The following is a 16,527-nucleotide window of genomic DNA, read 5'->3' on the forward strand; positions in this document are numbered from 1 at the left end:
CTGCTTATTCAGCAAACGCCCCCTTTCGGAAGATTCCAATACCTATTATGTTTGATCTATTCGTATTTGCCAAAAAAAGTTATAATGAATTTTCAATAACCCACTTCCCTAGAATATATCCAAATGAAAGGGATAAAAAGCCAAAAATAACATAAAAACTATATTTTAAAAATGGGTGATTCTTTATAATATCTCTCATCCATTTCCTCCTAAATGCTGCCCTCTTTCTATTTTAAAGAACATCTTTCTGGCGAAACACTTTTGGTTTTTTGATGCACTACAAAAGCTAGAAAGCCAAAATTACATGCGTTTAACAATTGAATAAAAGGAAGTACTTCCCCCTTGCTGATAAAAACACTATAGAAAAATGAAAGTATAAAATAACAACTTATAAAAATCAATAAATATTTTAGCTTATTCATATCTAAATTCCTTTCAATATAAACTTTGCTACCTTAATTTTGCCAGGAACTCTATCTGAGTTCACCCACAACCCCTTTTCTTGAACAAGCTAGGTTCGGCTGCTTGTTCAGCAAACGCACCCGATAGTTTAAGTACAATTCTTCACAAAATTAGTTTTATTACAGGAATGCTGCCCCGTTTGTTTAATAAGAATTTCAGCAAAAAGGTGCCTTAATCCTTCCTAGATCAACGCACCCATTAGTTTAAGTCCATTTCTTCACAAACTTCTTTTTAGGGGTGCTACCCTCCCCATGCTTTTGCCAACGAGTGAACTCCTGAAAATATCTCTTCCTCAGATAATACTGCAAAACCCAATAGAATGGTTCGATCGTCACTTAAACCGTAATCTGATACAGGATAAACTTTGATATCATATTTAGCAGCCTGTTCAATAAGCTCTTTTTCCACCATACCGTTATTCATGCGGACTAAAAGATGCAATCCAGAATCCTGGCCAATGATTTCAATTGAATTTGGGAAATGAGTCGAAAGCGCTGTGATGAGTGCATCTCTCTTTTTTTTGTAAACAATCCGCATTTTGTTAATATGTTTTTTCCAGCTGCCTTCCTGCATGAATCTTTTGATGATCTCCTGGTCAAGCCGAGACACAGACTGAGCGAAGTGAAAGTAATGTTCATGGTACTTTTCCATTAACAGTTTGGGAAGAACGATATAAGCCATGCGCAGGGACGGTAGCAACGCTTTTGAAAATGTACCCATATAGATTACTTTTTCATCGGAATCCAGACTTTGTAATGCAGGGATGGGTTTGCCTGAATAACGAAATTCACTGTCATAATCATCCTCGACGATGTATCTTCCCTTTTTTTCCTTAGCCCAGCTCAGCAACTGCTTACGCCTTGATATCGACATTATCATTCCACAAGGAAATTGGTGTGACGGAGTAACAAAAGCAATATTAGCGCCACTTTCCTTTAAGCTGGTTATGCTGATCCCTTCATTATCAAGCGGAATTCCCTTCACATTTTCAGGTCCTTTTTCGAAGGTTACAAGTCTTTTATGGTACCCGGGGTCTTCAACGGCATACAAGCTTCCCTTTAATAACTTAAACAAAAGTTGTATTAGTGTTGGTGTTCCTGACCCAATGATTATCTGGCTCGGCGCTGTCCGGACGCCACGGGATTCGTACAGATAGGAGGCAATTTCTTCACGCAGCTCAAATTCTCCCTGAGGATGCCCAATCGTCAACAAATGTTTACTCTCACTCTTCAAAACATCATTTGCTATTTTTCGAAAAACAGCAAAAGGAAATGAATGATGATCAACTCCTGTTTGAGTGAAATCAAAAGTGACGTCGCTTTTAAAGATTTTTTCCTTGATATAATCGGAATTTTTTTCAGCATGGGAAAATGTTGGCTGAATTTCGCAGACAAAATACCCTTTTCGTGGAATTCCCTCAATATATCCTTCGGCAACAAGCTGGTCGTACGATGCCTCTACAGTGTTTTGGCTCACGTTTAAATACCAAGAAAGTTTTCGTTTGGAAGGAAGCTTAGTATTTGGCCTAAGCATCCTTTTATCAATCTCTTGCTTGATATAGTTATATAACTGTACATATTGAGGTTCTTTACTATACGAATCAAGTTTTGGTGTTAATTCATACATCCATCTGACTCCCTTCCGATAATAAAAACTGGCCCTACAAACCATGCCAGCCTCTTATTATAATGCATCTATGGAAACATTCCTAATAATTACTATTAAAAAACTATCAGCAGGGAGGCAATCATTATGAAAACAACCCGATATGTCGGACTTTTGATGATAATTAGTGGAGCAGCATTATGGGGTCTCTCCGGACCAATGATCCAGTGGCTTTTTCAAAATAGCGAATTATCTCTGAATAATTTCCTTGTTGTACGATTAATTATGGCTGGAATCTTCACTCTGGGACTGTTGCATTTCACTCAAAAAAACATTTTTGGCATCTGGAAGGATCGTCGTTCTTGGATTCAACTCATGATTTTTGGTGTGTTGGGAATGCTTGGAGCCCAGTACGTTTTTATAGAAACCATCCGTGAAAGTAATGCAGTGACAGCAGTACTATTCCAATTTCTCGGTCCCGTTTTCATTACCATTTATGTAGCATGGCAGACAAAAAAACTACCAACAATGTTGCAATTTCTAGCTGTGATTGCAGCCTTAGCCGGAACCGTTCTCCTGATTACAAATGGCTCAATGGAAAATGTCATGCTATCGAAAAGGGCCATTATTCTTGGTCTGCTAACTACACTTGGTTTTACTTTCTATACACTCCATCCTGTCTCATTGATCAAGGAGTGGGGAACCTCGGTCATCATTGGCTGGGGTATGTTAATTGGCGGCATTGTGCTGTTAATTTTCAAGCATGATTTTAGCGTTGTACAATTGGCCCAAACCTTAACACTTCATACATTTTCGATGATGCTTCTGGTAATTATCTGCGGCACGGTTTCTTTTATACTCTATATTGGCAGTCTGAATTATTTAAGCGCCACTGAAACAAGTTTATTATCCAGTATCGAACCTCTAGTTGCTGCAATTGTGTCTATCGTTTGGTTAAATGTGGGGTTTGGTGCTACTCAACTATTAGGCGGATTTTTTATCGTTGCTGCTGTTGTCATCCTATCATTCCCGGATAGTCAAAATAGGGAAAAACAATTGCAGACATATATGTAAGCATGTCCTGAAGGGGAAACCGCTGGGACAACACCCCCTAGAAAGGGTTATGTGGTCATTCTACGACTTAACTGATATAAAATGGTGTGAAGTATTAAAAGATTCTAACCAAGAAGTGAAAGGTGCCATCAACCATAACCTTACTTCTGGTATCAATGAAGTAAAAAAAGACGACCCCTGTACGATACTAACGGGTTCTCTTTTGAAGTACAAAATAGAAAAAGGCAAAGCAAATAACAACGCGTTTCACATACGAATTAGCAAACAAAATTGCATTATTTAACAATAAAGAAGGAGCTGGATATTAAAAATCCTGCTCCTTTCTTTTGTATTCTTGTTAAAGTTAAGCACCCGTATGTTTAAGTACATCTCTTCACATTTTAGCTATTAGAGAATTTAATCCCTTTCATAACAAGTTTCATATTCATCTTTCATAACCCAACTATCACAGGCTGCACCAGACTCATCATAAATTTCTTTCCCTATTGTTAATTTGATGCTTCGGTTTTCTTTTGGAACTCCTGGAGCCTCATTGGTAATGTTTAGTGTTTCATCGTCTACCCAATTCATAGAAAAATTACTTTTCCCAGGAGCATAGTATATAGTACGAACCTTATTGCCCGTACCTTCAGTAATTTCGACCCAAACATTTACACCACCTGCTGCTCCACCATACGTTTTATAATATGAATTGGCTGTATACTTACCATTAGGCGATTCCACAGGACCTACAAAAAATTCACCGTTATTAAACTCAAATGTATAGATAAATTTTTTATATACGAACATACAAATCATACTAAATACGACAAGCAAAAGTATTTTTTATCTTAGCCTAATGCTCCTCAACCTACCTATCCCCCGATTCCTGTGTGCTTTTTCTTCTTTAGCTAAACTGCCCAATAATTGAAGATAGGTAATAGCTGGTGGTCAATTAGTTGATCTTCTGTTATTGCCCCCTATAACAGAATAGCACTAATTTTCAATTATCCTAATGTCACTAATTGGATAAAAAACAACATTTGTAGTCCCTACAACCTCATCTATGGGGATTGCTCCTATTTGTCTGCTATCTGTACTATTTCTTCTGTTGTCCCCCATAACGAATAAATGACCTTCTGGTACAGTAGCTTGTCCGACAGCAGTATCCTCTAATTTAAATGGTCTCGTTAGGTCACCATTAATATTTTTCTTTTGCTTATCTAAGTATGGTTCTTTATACACTTTTCCATTTACATATAAAGTATCTTTTTTATACTCAATTTTATCCCCAGGTAAACCAATAACACGCTTAATATAGTCTTGTTTCTCATTTGCGTGAAAGACAACAATATCAAATCTTTCAGGTTCTCCTAATTTTGATACAATCATTCTTTCGTGATCTTGTGGGTAGTATTCATCGAAGCACTATCAACTACAATAGGAGTAAATAAGAATGCACGAACCGTAAACACAATAACTACAGCTATAACCATAGCTTTCATCCATTCTAGCGTCTCATTTTTCTTTTTAACCATTTTTTTCATCCTCTCACTATAAAAAGTCAAGTTCATACTTTTTCGTTTTTCCGTTAAACGCTCCCCGTTAGTTTAAGTACATTTGTTCACAAACTTTACGTTTTTAAGACCTGCCTGTTTTCTTTCTCCCCGTTATTTTTTGGTGTATATGTTTAACTGCCGTTACAAATAATACCCCTATAACAAAATAGGGGGTTAATAAAATGGAAGAAGCACCTACCAGCAATAATGCTATGAGCACAAGCAATAATGGAATGAGTACATCTAATAAGATAAACCTTTCAGGTCTTGGTGTTGGAGCAATTGTACTAACCACTGTTTATACGGCGGTTTTGGCTTCACAGTTAATGGCTACTAAGCATAAAGTCGATTACCTTTATTACAAAGAATTAACACAAAATAAATAGCTAGTTATAGACGGTGCTTTTTTCGCCGTCTTTTATTTATATAAAACAGAATTTGAACTAACCTGCCCAATAATTGAATAAGTGGCAATAACCGGATCAATTAGCTAATCTTCAGTTATTGCCCCCTTTAATAATTCTATAAAAAAGTGCGTTAATCCTTCTTGGATAAACGCACCCGATTGTTGTATTGTATTTTTTGATTTTTTCATGAGATAACATTTAAATACAAGTCAATATTATTGACAAAATAATTTAATTATGCTATAATTTACAGTTATTATACTTTGGTATATAATAAGATTCTCCTGGCCAGGGGAATCTTATTTTTGTTATATGGGGGGAATCAATGTATGGAGAAAAATGAATCCAGTTTAACTTCCTTAATTTCAGCTTTTGGTCGAGCATACCATAGTAAATATGACACACCAAAGATTTTTGATGATTATATTGCAAAAGATTTAATTACCCAAAAGGAATTTGAAGATATTCGTAAAAACATGATTCAAGGAATTCAATTTTTTAATCATGAAATTGCTATTAAATTTCAAGATCAACCCGATGAAATATTAAAATGGATTACACAAGTTCAACTCTCACCAACTCCATTAGCACGTGCTGCCTATTGTGAAAAAGTATTATTCCATGAGATAGTACTAGGAGCTGAACAATATGTCATTCTAGGAGCTGGATTGGATACATTTTGTTTTCGGAACCCAGAATTAGACCCTAAGTTGGAAATATTTGAAGTTGATTATCCGTCTACACAAGATTTTAAAAGGAATAGGCTAGCCAAATCTAATTATCAAATTCCGGATAATTTCCACTTTGTTCCAATGGATTTCACCAAAGATATTATCCTACAAAACCTTATTGATGAGGGTTTTCAACCAAACAAAAAAACCTTCTATAGTCTCTTAGGTGTTTCCTATTACTTAACAAAAGAAGAAATTTCAAATTTAATTAAAGAATTATTTGCAGAGATTCCATTGGGAAGTTCCATCGTTTTTGATTATGCAGATGATAAACTATTTGAAGAAAAAGGATTGTCTAACCGAGTTCAGAATATGGTGCAAATGGCATCAGCTAGTGGCGAACCAATGAAATCATGTTTTACTTATGACGAAATAGAAAAATTGTTAGAAGATGCAGGATTACTTATTTACGAACATTTATCACCCGATGTTATAAATAATAAATTCTTTAGCGATCGTTCGGATTATTTAAAAGCCTTTGAAACGATTCATTACATCCATGCTGTAAAAAAAATAATTATTTGTTTAATATCAGCTTACCCCTTAATCCACTATTTGATTGAGGGGTAGGCTTATTATTAATTATTACACAAACTGGCTCCGATTCAGGCACAGTGCTTCTTCCACAACTGCGCCCTATTCTGGAAGTAACGTTTTAATTAATCATTATCTGAATTTAGGTTATCTGAACCCAAATTTTCCTGTGCATTTTCTTTCAACTTAGATACATCCGAGGACCATTCATATACATTGAGTTTATAATGTTTCAAGTCCTCTTCGGATAAATTGCTTTCTAAATAGTCCTCTACATCGTTTATATCCTCTTCATCATAAACTGATACATCGAGAACAGGGTCCGTATCACCAATCATGGTACTTTGAACGCTGTATTCATCCCATAAAGAGTCCATAACATTCCCTGTACTATAGGGCTCTTTTTGCGAGAATCCTAATAGCGCAGCTCCTGCAACAACACACCCTAAAACCAATATTCCTAACTGGCCTTTAAACTTCATTTTATACCCTCCAATACTAAGAACAGTGTCTCATAAAATACTGTGATGAACCATTACTTTTCTTCAGTTAAATGGCCCATTAACTGAATAACCCTCTCCCTCCTAACAAGCTCCTCCTCCTCCATCCACGTCAACACATCCATCATCACCGCAAACCCCTCTCTATGTAACCAAAACATCCCCTGATCACAGCACGCCCTCCAGATCTCACCGTAGCTCAAGAACCCCAGTCCATCCTCCCTCACATCCGATCCCCTCAACATGTCGAGTACCAGCCGATACATTTTCCTGCTATCCTTTAAAAAAGAATCCCCCGCCTCAACCGCAGCCTTCGTCATAAACATTCCCGTCACTCCCCTTCTTTTTTATAAAAACAAACCACTCCAACCGGGTCAGGGTTCCTGTCCCCGCGACCCGCTCCCGACCCAAGCCGGGACAATGAACCTGTCCCCTTGTCCCGTGACCCCATCATCGGCCAAAGCTCCGCCAATCCATCACTTCCCATTCCCACTAAACCGCCCGCACTCTTTCTTAAACCTCACCTTCACCGTCCCCACCGGTCCATTCCGATTCTTCGCAACCTTTAATTCCACTTCATTTGCCGCCTCTCTACCGCTGTTATAGTACTCATCCCGATATAAAAACAAAACGATATCCGCATCCTGCTCAATGTTCCCGGAATCCCGCAGATCCGACAGCCTCGGTCTCTTATCATCCCTCGATTCCACACCCCGCGACAGCTGTGACATCAGGATGATCGGAATCCCGAATTCCTTTGCCATGCTCTTAAGCTGCTTGGTGATATGCCCGATCATTGGTCGTGCCGATCGAACCGCTCTTTCACGTTGATCAGCTGCAGGTAATCGATCACCACAAGAAATGGTTCGGTCGGATACTCACGCCTCAGATTCATAATCCGCTGCCTGATCTCCATCAACGTAAGCAGCCCGTTTTCAGAGAGCTGCAGGTTCGCTTTATATACCGAGTTCAACGCCTCCTGCATCCTCGGCATTTCGTCCTTCGACAAGTATTTATACGGGTTATGCCATTTCATCATGTTGATGTCGGACAGATTCGAGAGAAGCCGCTGCATGATTTGCTTTGAACTCATCTCGAGAGAAAAGAGAAGCGACACCCCCTCTTCACGGGTACATTCCCATGCGAGCTGGATCGCTAGCGCCGCCTTCCCCGTCGAAGGCCGTGCCGCCAGGATGATGAGCTCGCCTTCCTTCCAGCCCCCGGTCAGCCCGTTCAGCGCTGGAAACCCGGTATTCACCCCCGGCAGCACGCTCCGTTCCTCGTAAAGAGATTCATAGAGTCCCATGATGATGCTCTCTTTCGTCTCCTCATCACGAGAAACTTCGGTGTGCATCTCAATTAGTGCCTTGTACAGATCCTGGGCGGATTCCGGAGTGTAATCGTTTAAAAAATGATTCGCCGAATTCCGAATCAGGCCAAGTTCATAGTATTTCGTCACGATCTTCTCGTAGTATCCGAGATTCGCCACCGTCGGACAGTGGGCGCAGAGCTCCAGGAGATAGGTAACGCCCCCTGCATTCTCGGTCTGATCCTGCATCTCCTCGACAAGCGTCACCGGGTTGATCTCAACACTTTTCTTCTGCAGCTCTTTCATCGCCCCGAACACAATCCGGTTCCTACTCTGTGTGAAGTGCTTCGGCTCAAGGCTGAGCTGGTGGATCATCTCCTGTTCCAACAGCACCGCCCCGAGGATCATACTTTCTGCTTGATGCAGCAGCCGTAAGACCGCTTCATCGCTGCCAAGGTATTTTGTCTCTGCCACACCGCTCACCGTGTTCAACCCGTTCCACTCCCTCCTTCTCCCATTCCCCCAGCATGTCGAGCACTCTCGTTTCTGCCTCGGGGTTCACATAAAGCTGGGAGACACCCGGTATATATTTGTGCTGTCTGATATGATCTTCCAGCCGTCTCTTCACCTGACTGTAATCACATTCCCGGAGCATTCTGTACCAAAGATTCATCGTTGATTCCGGCAGCGTCTTTGTCGGATACGCCAGATGCAACTGTCTCATAAGCTCCCTGAACTCCTCAGTTGTCATCGTCCTTCACACTCTCCTCCAGCCGGTCAAGCATCTCATCCAGCCTGTCCATCCTCGTCCCCTGCGGCTCCCGTCTCTCAAGCGCCTTCAGCAAATACTTCGGACTGTAGATCGTCCCGTTCGGCTCATGGATTTTGATTTTGTCAAACTGCTCATCCATGAACACCTTCAGTTCGTCCACCGTCATCTCATGCAGGCTGATCTTCTCAAGCGCCATCTGATCGATCGGTGACAGCGAAAAGCTTCCGCCCCTCCTCACCAGGAAATGCTCCGTGATCAGCGTCACTCTATCTGCCATATTATTCGTTAGGGTGGTGAATGTTTTTTTCTCTTCTTTCTCTACCTTCTCTACAATCTTCTTTTTGTTTTCAACCCTGTCGCAACAATCCTCCAACCCTGATTCAAGTCTCGAAGGCAAAAAAATATCAGCATGGTTTTCATGTTTTTCAGTATACGCCTCTTCGCCTTCGATCCCCGGTACATCCAGAGCCTGTGGATCTCCAGTCGAATCCTGGGCTTTCAGCATCGTAAACAAATATCCATGCTTGAACTTCTCCGTTGTGATCAGCCCGGCCTTCTCCAGCCTTTTAATCGAGCGCTGGATCCTGGAGTTACTATACTCATCCTTCTTATTCCCGCTATAGAACCAAAGATTTTCCCGAATCTTACTGATCGACTGAACAAATTGCCCCTTCTTTAAAACGCGATGCCCCAGCACCACACCATCCTTCACCGCTGCATGACCTGCAATCCACAAATAAATCCGGACATCCTCCGGGTGAAAAAACAGCTGCGACTGCAACAGCTCCTTTTCGATCTTCATCCATCCACTCAACAACATTCCAATCACTCCTTTTTCATATTCACTTTCTATATAGTGAATGAGCGTTGAAAAGGACACCCTGATTCAAATCTTTTTTAAAAAAATTTTAAAGCCCGTCCCAGACTGCATTCATGCGATCCGGGATGGGTCATAATCAGTTGTAAGAAAAAAGCACGGTTAATCCCCCCTCTACCTAAGGAAAATAAATGGAATCATCTACCTACTTTCCGGTAAGATAAAATAGACAGGCAGTTTACTGAAAATTAGAATAATAGATTGTGAGACAGGAAACGAAATAAGCAATGGAGGGTTGATATGGCGTTTAAAATTTACATCGTGGTTTTGCTGGTCTTTTCGGTGGCGAATTTGGTCTTTTTCATTTTTCAACCATTAAAATATCATTTGTCTCTTCGGACACTGCGGAAAACCCTATATACATTGTTTATAGGAGCCATATCCATCGGTTTGTTGATGGATGAACTCCAATTGTCTAATTGGGAGTTTATCTTGACCCTGACTGCCATCGTGATTTTTATGGATTTAGCCGTTCTTTTGACTCCGAGCATCATGAAAATTTGGAGTGCCGAGTTTCAATACACCGATTATGTGGAAGATATCATCAAGACCAATGACAAGATTCATAAGGCCATGGTCTACCGGGTTGAAGCGATGTCTGAAATGATTCAGAAAAACAATGAGCTTCTCTCACCCTCAGGAAGTTACACGGAACAAGAGTTAAAAAACTATCTGGATATCTATGCCGAGAAGTTTGGATTCAACGTACAGATTCACCGGGTCCGGGATATAGAGTTTTCAGCAGATGATGTAGATCCGGCTGTGATAGGAGGATTGGCTGAAGAAGAGATCCAATTGCTTGTCGAAGCCTATCGCTTAACAGAAGGAATCAGGATGACAGTAGAACAAATCAAGACCATTAATAACTTTGCCTTAACCAAAGAGGAAGAGGATGTAGAAAGCCTGGCACAATCAGCGGTCGTGTCCCTTGTCGATGAAGAAAGCATGCTTGTACCGGTGTTTATGGATACAGACCAGTTCATTATCGTCTTGAAAAAGGAAATGGGTGATGTGTTAGAGGTAGACGCCATCCACATCACCAATTTAATCTACCTTTTCTATTCGCTTTAAAACGAACCGTGGTATAATGATAGAAAGACCACTTCATTAAGGGAGGGTTTAACATGATCGGGCAATTTAAAGAAAAAGATTCAAAAAAAGGCAAAGTGATCACGGTAAACGGCCGGCGGGTGAAAGTGTCAGCCACTGCTTCCAGAGTGACCCATCTATCTGACAAATCAACGAGCAAAATGTCCCGCAATGTCCAGCAGCTGAATAAAAAGGTGCTGCAATTCATTAACAATCAATAGAACTAACACGTCTCGCAGGAAGCAATCATGCATCCTGCTTTTTTATTTCGTTGTATACTTCTTCCCCCTCCTGAATAAGATGGATAGTAATGGAACCTTGACAGGAGGGAAAAAACATGGACAAGAACCCAAATAAGAAACCAACCCCCAAAAAAGTCACGCATCTAAAAGGCGAAACCAAAATAGATAAAAAGAATAAAGAAGCTCTGAAAGTCATTAAGTCAATTAAGGGGATGTTTGGGTAAGACTGTGGATAGACAGAGGGATGGGATGACGCCAAGTCCATTCTGGGTGTCTCTCTGTTAGATATCAAATCTAGGTTTTCACAATATCAAAATCAATAAGGTGAAATAATGAAAAATACTCCGTGATATTTAATGCTTTCAAACTCTCAATCTGAAATTCCAACTCATTCCCCTTCACAAATCCGGTAATATACTTCCTATTCCCTTTTCATAATAAAAAAGCACAGCGTCTGAGGTACCTGTCCCCATAGCATCCAACACAAGGAAAAGCCCTCCATCCTATTTACTCCTACTTTTAATAAATCAGAATCATTCCTATTTACAAATCGTAATGATTACGATATATTATGGTAAGAAATGATAAGGAGGAACCACATGAGAAAAAAATGGATGGCTTTATTTAGTATATTGATAGTCCTCTCCCTTGCTGCATGCGGAGAAGGAAATGAGAATAATAGTGAGGAACAGGAAGCGGCTTCAACTGATCCGGTTAAAATTTTCACTACGGTATATCCGTTGCAGTATTTTGCAGAACGGATTGCTGGTGAAGAAGCTGAAGTTGAATCACTTTTACCTCCCGGATCAGACTCACATACATATGAGCCCACTTCTAAAGATGTAATAGCCATTGCCGAAGCTGATGCGTTTATTATGAATGGCGCAGGGATGGAGGCGTATGCTGAAAAAATCACTGCGGCTGTAGAGGCTGAAGAAGTGAAAGTCGTTGAAGCAGCTGAAGGGATTGAGCTTAATGAAGGATCCCATGACCACGATCATGAAGAGGGTCATGACCACGGAGATCAGGATCCTCACGTATGGCTGGATCCAATCCGCTCCATTGAATTAGCAGAAAACATCAAGAATGTATTAGTAGAATTGAAACCTGAAGAAAAGGAGCTATTTAATGAAAACTTTGAAACACTCAAGGCTGACCTTGAAGCTCTTGATAAGGAGTTTGCCACTGAACTAGAAGCAACACCAGGCAATCACTTTATCGTCTCTCATGCCGCTTATGGCTATTGGGAAGACGCGTACGGTGTACATCAGATTGCCGTTTCCGGATTGAGCCCGACACAGGAACCGTCTCAGAAAGAACTCCAGACAATTGTAGAGACAGCTAAAGAATATGGATTGAAGCATGTCTTTTTTGAGCAGAACATTACAACAAAAATAGCTGGAGTCGTAAGGGATGAAATCGGTGCAGAAACACTCAGACTTCATAACCTGTCTGTACTGACAGATGAAGATATGGAAAATGATGAAGACTATTTTACACTGATGAGACGAAACCTGAAACAGTTGCAGGCAGCACTGGAACATGCACCTGCTATAGAACCAAAAGAGCACGACCATGACCATGAATTAGATGAAGAAGCACAGAAGATTTATGATGGTTACTTTGAAGATGATCAAGTGAAAGATCGTGAGCTATCTGACTGGGAAGGTGACTGGCAGTCCGTTTACCCTTACTTACTGGATGGGACCCTCGATGAAGTATTTGCTCACAAAGCAGAAGACGGAGATAAGACTGCCGAAGAATATAAAGATTACTATTCAATCGGATACAAAACAGGCGTCGAGCGTATCGTAATTGATGGGGATACGTTTACCTTCTTTGAAGATGGAAAAAGATCGTCTGGAAGCTATACCTATGACGGATATGAAATTCTAACCTATGAAGCGGGAAACCGTGGAGTGCGTTATATATTCAAGCTTGCTGACGAGGAGGAAGGAAAGATGCCAAACTACATCCAGTTTAGTGATCACAGCATTGCCCCAACCGATTCACATCACTATCACTTGTATTGGGGAGATGACCGGGAAGCGTTGCTAGAGGAAGTCGTCAACTGGCCAACCTATTACCCTTCTGACTTAAGCGGCGAGGAAATCGCTCAAGAAATGATGATGCATTGATTCCTCCTCCCCGAAACAAATACAATTCACTATCATTCTAGCAGGATTATATCCGGTGACCCATTAGGGCACCGGATTTTATGTGCACACATTAAAAATAGTGGATATATTCTTATACATTCTTAGAAAAGGTGACTGCCTCACGGTACGTTTTGCTCCTTTTAAGCCTCCCGTATATCATGATAGCTGTTGAATCCATATCCACCATCACACAGGTTCTCTTCTTCCCCAACACACCCATTTCCACCTATTTATAATAGCAATCGATATTTTGCAGCTTATCAGATTGTCAAAAAAATTCATCACCTACTTCATTTGATTGAAACTTGGATTCGAGAATGCTCCTACCAATCCAACAAATACTTCTTCAATTCCTCTTTTACCTCACACGTCGCAAAAGAAGCTTCCACGCTGTTCTTATAGATCTTCCTATAATCTTCCTCGCTCATATCAAATTGACTCAAAACTACATTGAATTCTTTTGTCATCGTAGTAGCCGATACCGTCCTGTTATCGGTATTGATGGTAATGGTGATTCCGTCCCTGTGGAAATCGTATAAGGGATGATCTTCGAACCGGGTTACGGCTTTCGTTTGAACATTACTGGTCGGGCAAATCTCCAGCACGATCTGTTTATCCTTCACAACCTGATAGGCTTTTTCCCAGTCTTTTATATATACACCGTGGCCAATTCTTTCAGCCCCGAGCCATTCAACAGCCTCGAGCACATTCTTCCCGATTCCCGTTTCACCGGCGTGGATCGTGACTCTGTAGCCATATTCCCTGGCGAGTGAAATGGGTTCAATGAATTTCGCACAGAACCCTTCCTCTTCCGAAGCACATAAGTCAATCGCGACGACACCTTTTCCAAGGAAAATCTTACCCTTTTCAACGACCTCAAAGGCACGTTCAGGAGCCATTGTTCTCATGCAAGACAAAATGATATTCCCTTTAATATCAAATTGTTCTTCTGCTTCTTTCATTCCCTCAATCACACTTGTAATGATCTCTTCAACCGTCAATCCCTCTCGTGTATGAAGCAACGGCGCAAACCGGACCTCCATATATTTCACCTGTTCGTTTGCAGCATCTTCAAAAAGCTCAAAGGTAATTCTCTTTAAATTTTCTTTTGTCTGCATAACCGCATTAGGAATCGAGAATTTTTCTAAGTATTCATCCAATGATTCGCAGTCTAATGGAGCTATGAGCTCTTCTTTCATCTCTTCTATATCAAAAGAAGGGATATGGATGCCATCTCTCTTTGCGATATCTATGATGGTCTCTGGTCGAACACTCCCATCCAAGTGACAGTGCAGTTCAATTTTTGGCATTACAGCAATATTCATTATTGGTCCTCCTCAATGTTTCATAAAAAAAATCCTGATTACGAAGAAAATACAAGAAAAAGTATCTTCTTCGTAATCAGGATTTATTGGTTCCTGGTAGAGACCTCCAAACCATATTATTGGAGTTATACGAATGTGAGAATCATATTAGGTTTTTTATTACGATAATAAATTGTTCATTGATTGTCAAGGGGAAGCACGGGGTAGGTTGACGATATTCTATTCCTCACATATAACCTACGGCTGGCTCCAAGTACCTTTCCCCGAATTTCAATATACTGTCGTATACTTATGTTGAAAATAATAAACCCCAATTTATTTAGGGTCCTATTTGTATAGAAACTGTCTTGTAGTAGGGGATAGGCCAAATACGTTTTTACCGTCCATCCATTTCACACACAAACTTCCCTAACTTTATTCTTATATACAGATGGGATCTTTTTTATTTGTGAAATTACGGGTTAAATATAACGTTGAACTGTTCTTCCCTTCATTTCACGAATGATTAATCTTTTATCGGAGGACTCAATCACTCAAGGCTTTAAATAAAATTAATTTAAAGGTAAAATTTTATAGGTGAATAGGTTTATAGCCCTTTGTAATGGGTATAGGTCATTGTTAATTATTTAACAGGGAGTTCTGGGTGTGTGATTAAACTAAAAGGTTATAAATTATATTCCCGGCGTAAAGAATAGACATGTGTAGGAGCCTTTAGTTTAGCTTTATAGGTTTCATTTATGCATGTCAACTTCATGTGAAAAATAGGGGGAGAACGTTCTATGGAATTGATGTCCAAAGTCAGTGAAGAAGTTAAATCTTATATCTTTGATAACGGGGAAGCATTCGATGAGAAGTTGCTATCCGAAGCTGTAAACGTATCGATTAAGATAAAAGATATCTTAGATCGAGGAAACATAGATTTATTAAAAAATGCACGAAAACTCATATCCTATGTCCTTGAACAAAAGGATGAAGAATTAACTTCTTTTGCAGAACAGGAAGGTATTGCATGGGCGACTCATTCTTTAACACTATCCTTAAAATTGGAATGGGTACAAGCTATAAGAAGAACTTTGTGGCAGTTAATACACGACCTTGAATCCAATAAGAAGATCACGGATAACCGAAATGACTTTTTTGATATGGAGAAATTCGTTAACGATCGGATTGACCAGTTCCTCAACAGCTTTTTTATTAGTTATTCTTCTTATAAAGATGAAATGCTGCACAAACAAAGGGAGATTGTCGAACATTTATCTGTCCCAATCATTCCTGTAAGGGAAAGTGTTTCCGTCTTGCCTCTGATCGGATCGATCGATTCATATCGTATGCAAATCATTGAGGACAAGGTTTTCACTGAAATCTCCACATCACGAATTCAATCTCTTATTATCGATTTATCAGGTATGGCCTTAATGGAAATTGATGTTATCGATGAATTCGAGAAAATTTTAGCCGGTGTTTCCATGATGGGATGCAGAGCTATCCTTACCGGTTTACGACCAGATCTCGTTAAGAGAATGGTTCATTCAGGAATCCGCTTTGATAGTGAGATTGACACAAGAGGAACGCTTCAGGAAACCTTGAGGGAATATCTTTAGAAAAAAGGACTTAGAGTCCTAAACTTCTTCTCTATTACGCTGCTCTTATCTTAGGGAATCTAGTTAGCTTTAAGTGAATAGAAAATTAGCAAAAGGAAGACATCTATGCTTAACGGGTTCTGTTTTGAAGTACAAACTTCCAACTACCAAAAGAAATTGTCGAATTATTCGCAGCTAAAAAAAACCTTATTTATATAAAAAAATGGTCAGTGGCTGATGTGCCTCTGACCGTTTTTTTATGTTATCTGGGGACGGTTCCTATTCTACTTATTTGGTAGAGTTGGAACCGTCCCCACTTTATC

17 protein-coding genes, 1 pseudogene and 1 riboswitch are annotated in these 16,527 nt (G+C 40.0%); of the genes and pseudogenes, 8 read left to right on the plus strand and 10 right to left on the minus strand.

Annotated elements, in window-relative coordinates; genetic code table 11:
- Positions 1 to 702: 702 nt before the first annotated feature.
- Positions 703 to 2,088 carry a PLP-dependent aminotransferase family protein gene (locus HWX64_RS11340; protein ID WP_175989535.1) on the minus strand — a complete coding sequence of 462 codons (1,386 nt, stop codon included), beginning with the start codon at positions 2,086 to 2,088 and terminating at the stop codon, positions 703 to 705.
- A 126-nt stretch (positions 2,089 to 2,214) separates the two neighbouring features.
- Here HWX64_RS11340 and HWX64_RS11345 point away from each other — a divergent pair, with 126 nt between their 5' ends.
- Positions 2,215 to 3,141 carry a DMT family transporter gene (locus tag HWX64_RS11345; protein ID WP_175989536.1) on the plus strand — a complete coding sequence of 309 codons (927 nt, stop codon included), beginning with the start codon at positions 2,215 to 2,217 and terminating at the stop codon, positions 3,139 to 3,141.
- Between the two features lie 396 nt (positions 3,142 to 3,537).
- On the opposite strand, the gene HWX64_RS11350 is transcribed toward HWX64_RS11345, so the two are convergent.
- Both HWX64_RS11350 and lepB read right to left on the minus strand, forming a co-directional pair.
- Positions 3,538 to 3,957 carry a DUF5412 family protein gene (locus HWX64_RS11350; protein WP_051758173.1) on the minus strand — a complete coding sequence of 140 codons (420 nt, stop codon included), beginning with the start codon at positions 3,955 to 3,957 and terminating at the stop codon, positions 3,538 to 3,540.
- Between the two features lie 159 nt (positions 3,958 to 4,116).
- Positions 4,117 to 4,658: pseudogene (lepB, locus tag HWX64_RS11355) on the minus strand (signal peptidase I).
- Between the two features lie 203 nt (positions 4,659 to 4,861).
- On the opposite strand from lepB, the gene HWX64_RS11360 reads away from it, so the two are divergent.
- Both HWX64_RS11360 and HWX64_RS11365 read left to right on the plus strand, forming a co-directional pair.
- Positions 4,862 to 5,065 carry a hypothetical protein gene (locus tag HWX64_RS11360; protein ID WP_071617087.1) on the plus strand — a complete coding sequence of 68 codons (204 nt, stop codon included), beginning with the start codon at positions 4,862 to 4,864 and terminating at the stop codon, positions 5,063 to 5,065.
- A gap of 350 nt (positions 5,066 to 5,415) precedes the next feature.
- Positions 5,416 to 6,387: a class I SAM-dependent methyltransferase gene (locus HWX64_RS11365; protein WP_175989537.1), complete on the plus strand. Its 972-nt coding sequence runs from the start codon at positions 5,416 to 5,418 to the stop codon at positions 6,385 to 6,387.
- An 89-nt stretch (positions 6,388 to 6,476) separates the two neighbouring features.
- On the opposite strand, the gene HWX64_RS11370 is transcribed toward HWX64_RS11365, so the two are convergent.
- The 6 genes from HWX64_RS11370 to HWX64_RS11395 form a co-directional block, all read right to left on the minus strand.
- Complete coding sequence (locus HWX64_RS11370; protein ID WP_175989538.1) at positions 6,477 to 6,833, minus strand: hypothetical protein; 357 nt, start codon at positions 6,831 to 6,833, stop codon at positions 6,477 to 6,479.
- 53 nt (positions 6,834 to 6,886) lie between these two features.
- A complete protein-coding gene (locus tag HWX64_RS11375) occupies positions 6,887 to 7,177 on the minus strand; it encodes a hypothetical protein (protein ID WP_175989539.1) in 291 nt (96 codons plus the stop codon).
- Positions 7,178 to 7,327: 150 nt separating this feature from the next.
- Positions 7,328 to 7,615 (minus strand): DnaB-like helicase C-terminal domain-containing protein, encoded by a 288-nt coding sequence (locus HWX64_RS11380; RefSeq protein WP_175989540.1) that lies wholly within the window; start codon positions 7,613 to 7,615, stop codon positions 7,328 to 7,330.
- A 29-nt stretch (positions 7,616 to 7,644) separates the two neighbouring features.
- The gene (locus HWX64_RS11385) at positions 7,645 to 8,643 is read right to left on the minus strand and encodes a DnaB-like helicase C-terminal domain-containing protein (RefSeq protein WP_254871131.1); all 999 of its coding nucleotides are present in this window, start codon (positions 8,641 to 8,643) and stop codon (positions 7,645 to 7,647) included.
- Positions 8,603 to 8,911 carry a replicative helicase loader/inhibitor gene (locus HWX64_RS11390; protein WP_175989542.1) on the minus strand — a complete coding sequence of 103 codons (309 nt, stop codon included), beginning with the start codon at positions 8,909 to 8,911 and terminating at the stop codon, positions 8,603 to 8,605. The genes HWX64_RS11385 and HWX64_RS11390 overlap by 41 nt, the downstream gene beginning before the upstream one ends.
- The gene (locus HWX64_RS11395) at positions 8,901 to 9,752 is read right to left on the minus strand and encodes a hypothetical protein (protein ID WP_175989543.1); all 852 of its coding nucleotides are present in this window, start codon (positions 9,750 to 9,752) and stop codon (positions 8,901 to 8,903) included. The genes HWX64_RS11390 and HWX64_RS11395 overlap by 11 nt, the downstream gene beginning before the upstream one ends.
- Positions 9,753 to 10,049: 297 nt before the next feature.
- On the opposite strand from HWX64_RS11395, the gene HWX64_RS11400 reads away from it, so the two are divergent.
- The 4 genes from HWX64_RS11400 (at position 10,050) to HWX64_RS11410 (ending at position 13,278) form a co-directional block, all read left to right on the plus strand.
- Entirely contained in the window at positions 10,050 to 10,880 is an 831-nt protein-coding gene (locus HWX64_RS11400) for a type II toxin-antitoxin system SpoIISA family toxin (protein WP_175989544.1), read from the plus strand.
- A 53-nt stretch (positions 10,881 to 10,933) separates the two neighbouring features.
- Positions 10,934 to 11,119 carry a hypothetical protein gene (locus HWX64_RS11405; protein ID WP_175989545.1) on the plus strand — a complete coding sequence of 62 codons (186 nt, stop codon included), beginning with the start codon at positions 10,934 to 10,936 and terminating at the stop codon, positions 11,117 to 11,119.
- A gap of 116 nt (positions 11,120 to 11,235) precedes the next feature.
- On the plus strand, positions 11,236 to 11,364 hold the full coding sequence (locus HWX64_RS22100) for a hypothetical protein (RefSeq protein WP_286163102.1): 129 nt from the start codon (positions 11,236 to 11,238) through the stop codon (positions 11,362 to 11,364).
- 375 nt (positions 11,365 to 11,739) lie between these two features.
- A complete protein-coding gene (locus HWX64_RS11410) occupies positions 11,740 to 13,278 on the plus strand; it encodes a metal ABC transporter solute-binding protein, Zn/Mn family (protein ID WP_175989546.1) in 1,539 nt (512 codons plus the stop codon).
- Positions 13,279 to 13,622: 344 nt separating this feature from the next.
- On the opposite strand, the gene add is transcribed toward HWX64_RS11410, so the two are convergent.
- A complete protein-coding gene (gene add, locus HWX64_RS11415; RefSeq protein ID WP_175989547.1) occupies positions 13,623 to 14,624 on the minus strand; it encodes an adenosine deaminase in 1,002 nt (333 codons plus the stop codon).
- 53 nt (positions 14,625 to 14,677) lie between these two features.
- Positions 14,678 to 14,777, minus strand: a riboswitch (purine riboswitch).
- Positions 14,778 to 15,403: 626 nt separating this feature from the next.
- Between add and HWX64_RS11420 the strand changes: the two genes are divergently transcribed.
- Positions 15,404 to 16,225 (plus strand): STAS domain-containing protein, encoded by an 822-nt coding sequence (locus tag HWX64_RS11420; protein WP_175989548.1) that lies wholly within the window; start codon positions 15,404 to 15,406, stop codon positions 16,223 to 16,225.
- Positions 16,226 to 16,527 lie beyond the last annotated feature (302 nt).

Source organism: Bacillus sp. Marseille-Q1617, assembly GCF_903645295.1.
Classification (GTDB): domain Bacteria; phylum Bacillota; class Bacilli; order Bacillales; family Bacillaceae_B; genus Rossellomorea.

Coding starts and splice junctions, on each gene's coding strand:
- HWX64_RS11340 (WP_175989535.1), bottom strand. CDS start 2,088: ATGTATGAATTAACACCAAAACTTGATTCGTATAGTAAAGAACCTCAA.
- HWX64_RS11345 (WP_175989536.1), top strand. CDS start 2,215: ATGAAAACAACCCGATATGTCGGACTTTTGATGATAATTAGTGGAGCA.
- HWX64_RS11360 (WP_071617087.1), top strand. CDS start 4,862: ATGGAAGAAGCACCTACCAGCAATAATGCTATGAGCACAAGCAATAAT.
- HWX64_RS11365 (WP_175989537.1), top strand. CDS start 5,416: ATGGAGAAAAATGAATCCAGTTTAACTTCCTTAATTTCAGCTTTTGGT.
- HWX64_RS11370 (WP_175989538.1), bottom strand. CDS start 6,833: ATGAAGTTTAAAGGCCAGTTAGGAATATTGGTTTTAGGGTGTGTTGTT.
- HWX64_RS11375 (WP_175989539.1), bottom strand. CDS start 7,177: ATGTTTATGACGAAGGCTGCGGTTGAGGCGGGGGATTCTTTTTTAAAG.
- HWX64_RS11380 (WP_175989540.1), bottom strand. CDS start 7,615: ATGGCAAAGGAATTCGGGATTCCGATCATCCTGATGTCACAGCTGTCG.
- HWX64_RS11390 (WP_175989542.1), bottom strand. CDS start 8,911: ATGACAACTGAGGAGTTCAGGGAGCTTATGAGACAGTTGCATCTGGCG.
- HWX64_RS11395 (WP_175989543.1), bottom strand. CDS start 9,752: ATGTTGTTGAGTGGATGGATGAAGATCGAAAAGGAGCTGTTGCAGTCG.
- HWX64_RS11400 (WP_175989544.1), top strand. CDS start 10,050: ATGGCGTTTAAAATTTACATCGTGGTTTTGCTGGTCTTTTCGGTGGCG.
- HWX64_RS11405 (WP_175989545.1), top strand. CDS start 10,934: ATGATCGGGCAATTTAAAGAAAAAGATTCAAAAAAAGGCAAAGTGATC.
- HWX64_RS22100 (WP_286163102.1), top strand. CDS start 11,236: ATGGACAAGAACCCAAATAAGAAACCAACCCCCAAAAAAGTCACGCAT.
- HWX64_RS11410 (WP_175989546.1), top strand. CDS start 11,740: ATGAGAAAAAAATGGATGGCTTTATTTAGTATATTGATAGTCCTCTCC.
- add (WP_175989547.1), bottom strand. CDS start 14,624: ATGAATATTGCTGTAATGCCAAAAATTGAACTGCACTGTCACTTGGAT.
- HWX64_RS11420 (WP_175989548.1), top strand. CDS start 15,404: ATGGAATTGATGTCCAAAGTCAGTGAAGAAGTTAAATCTTATATCTTT.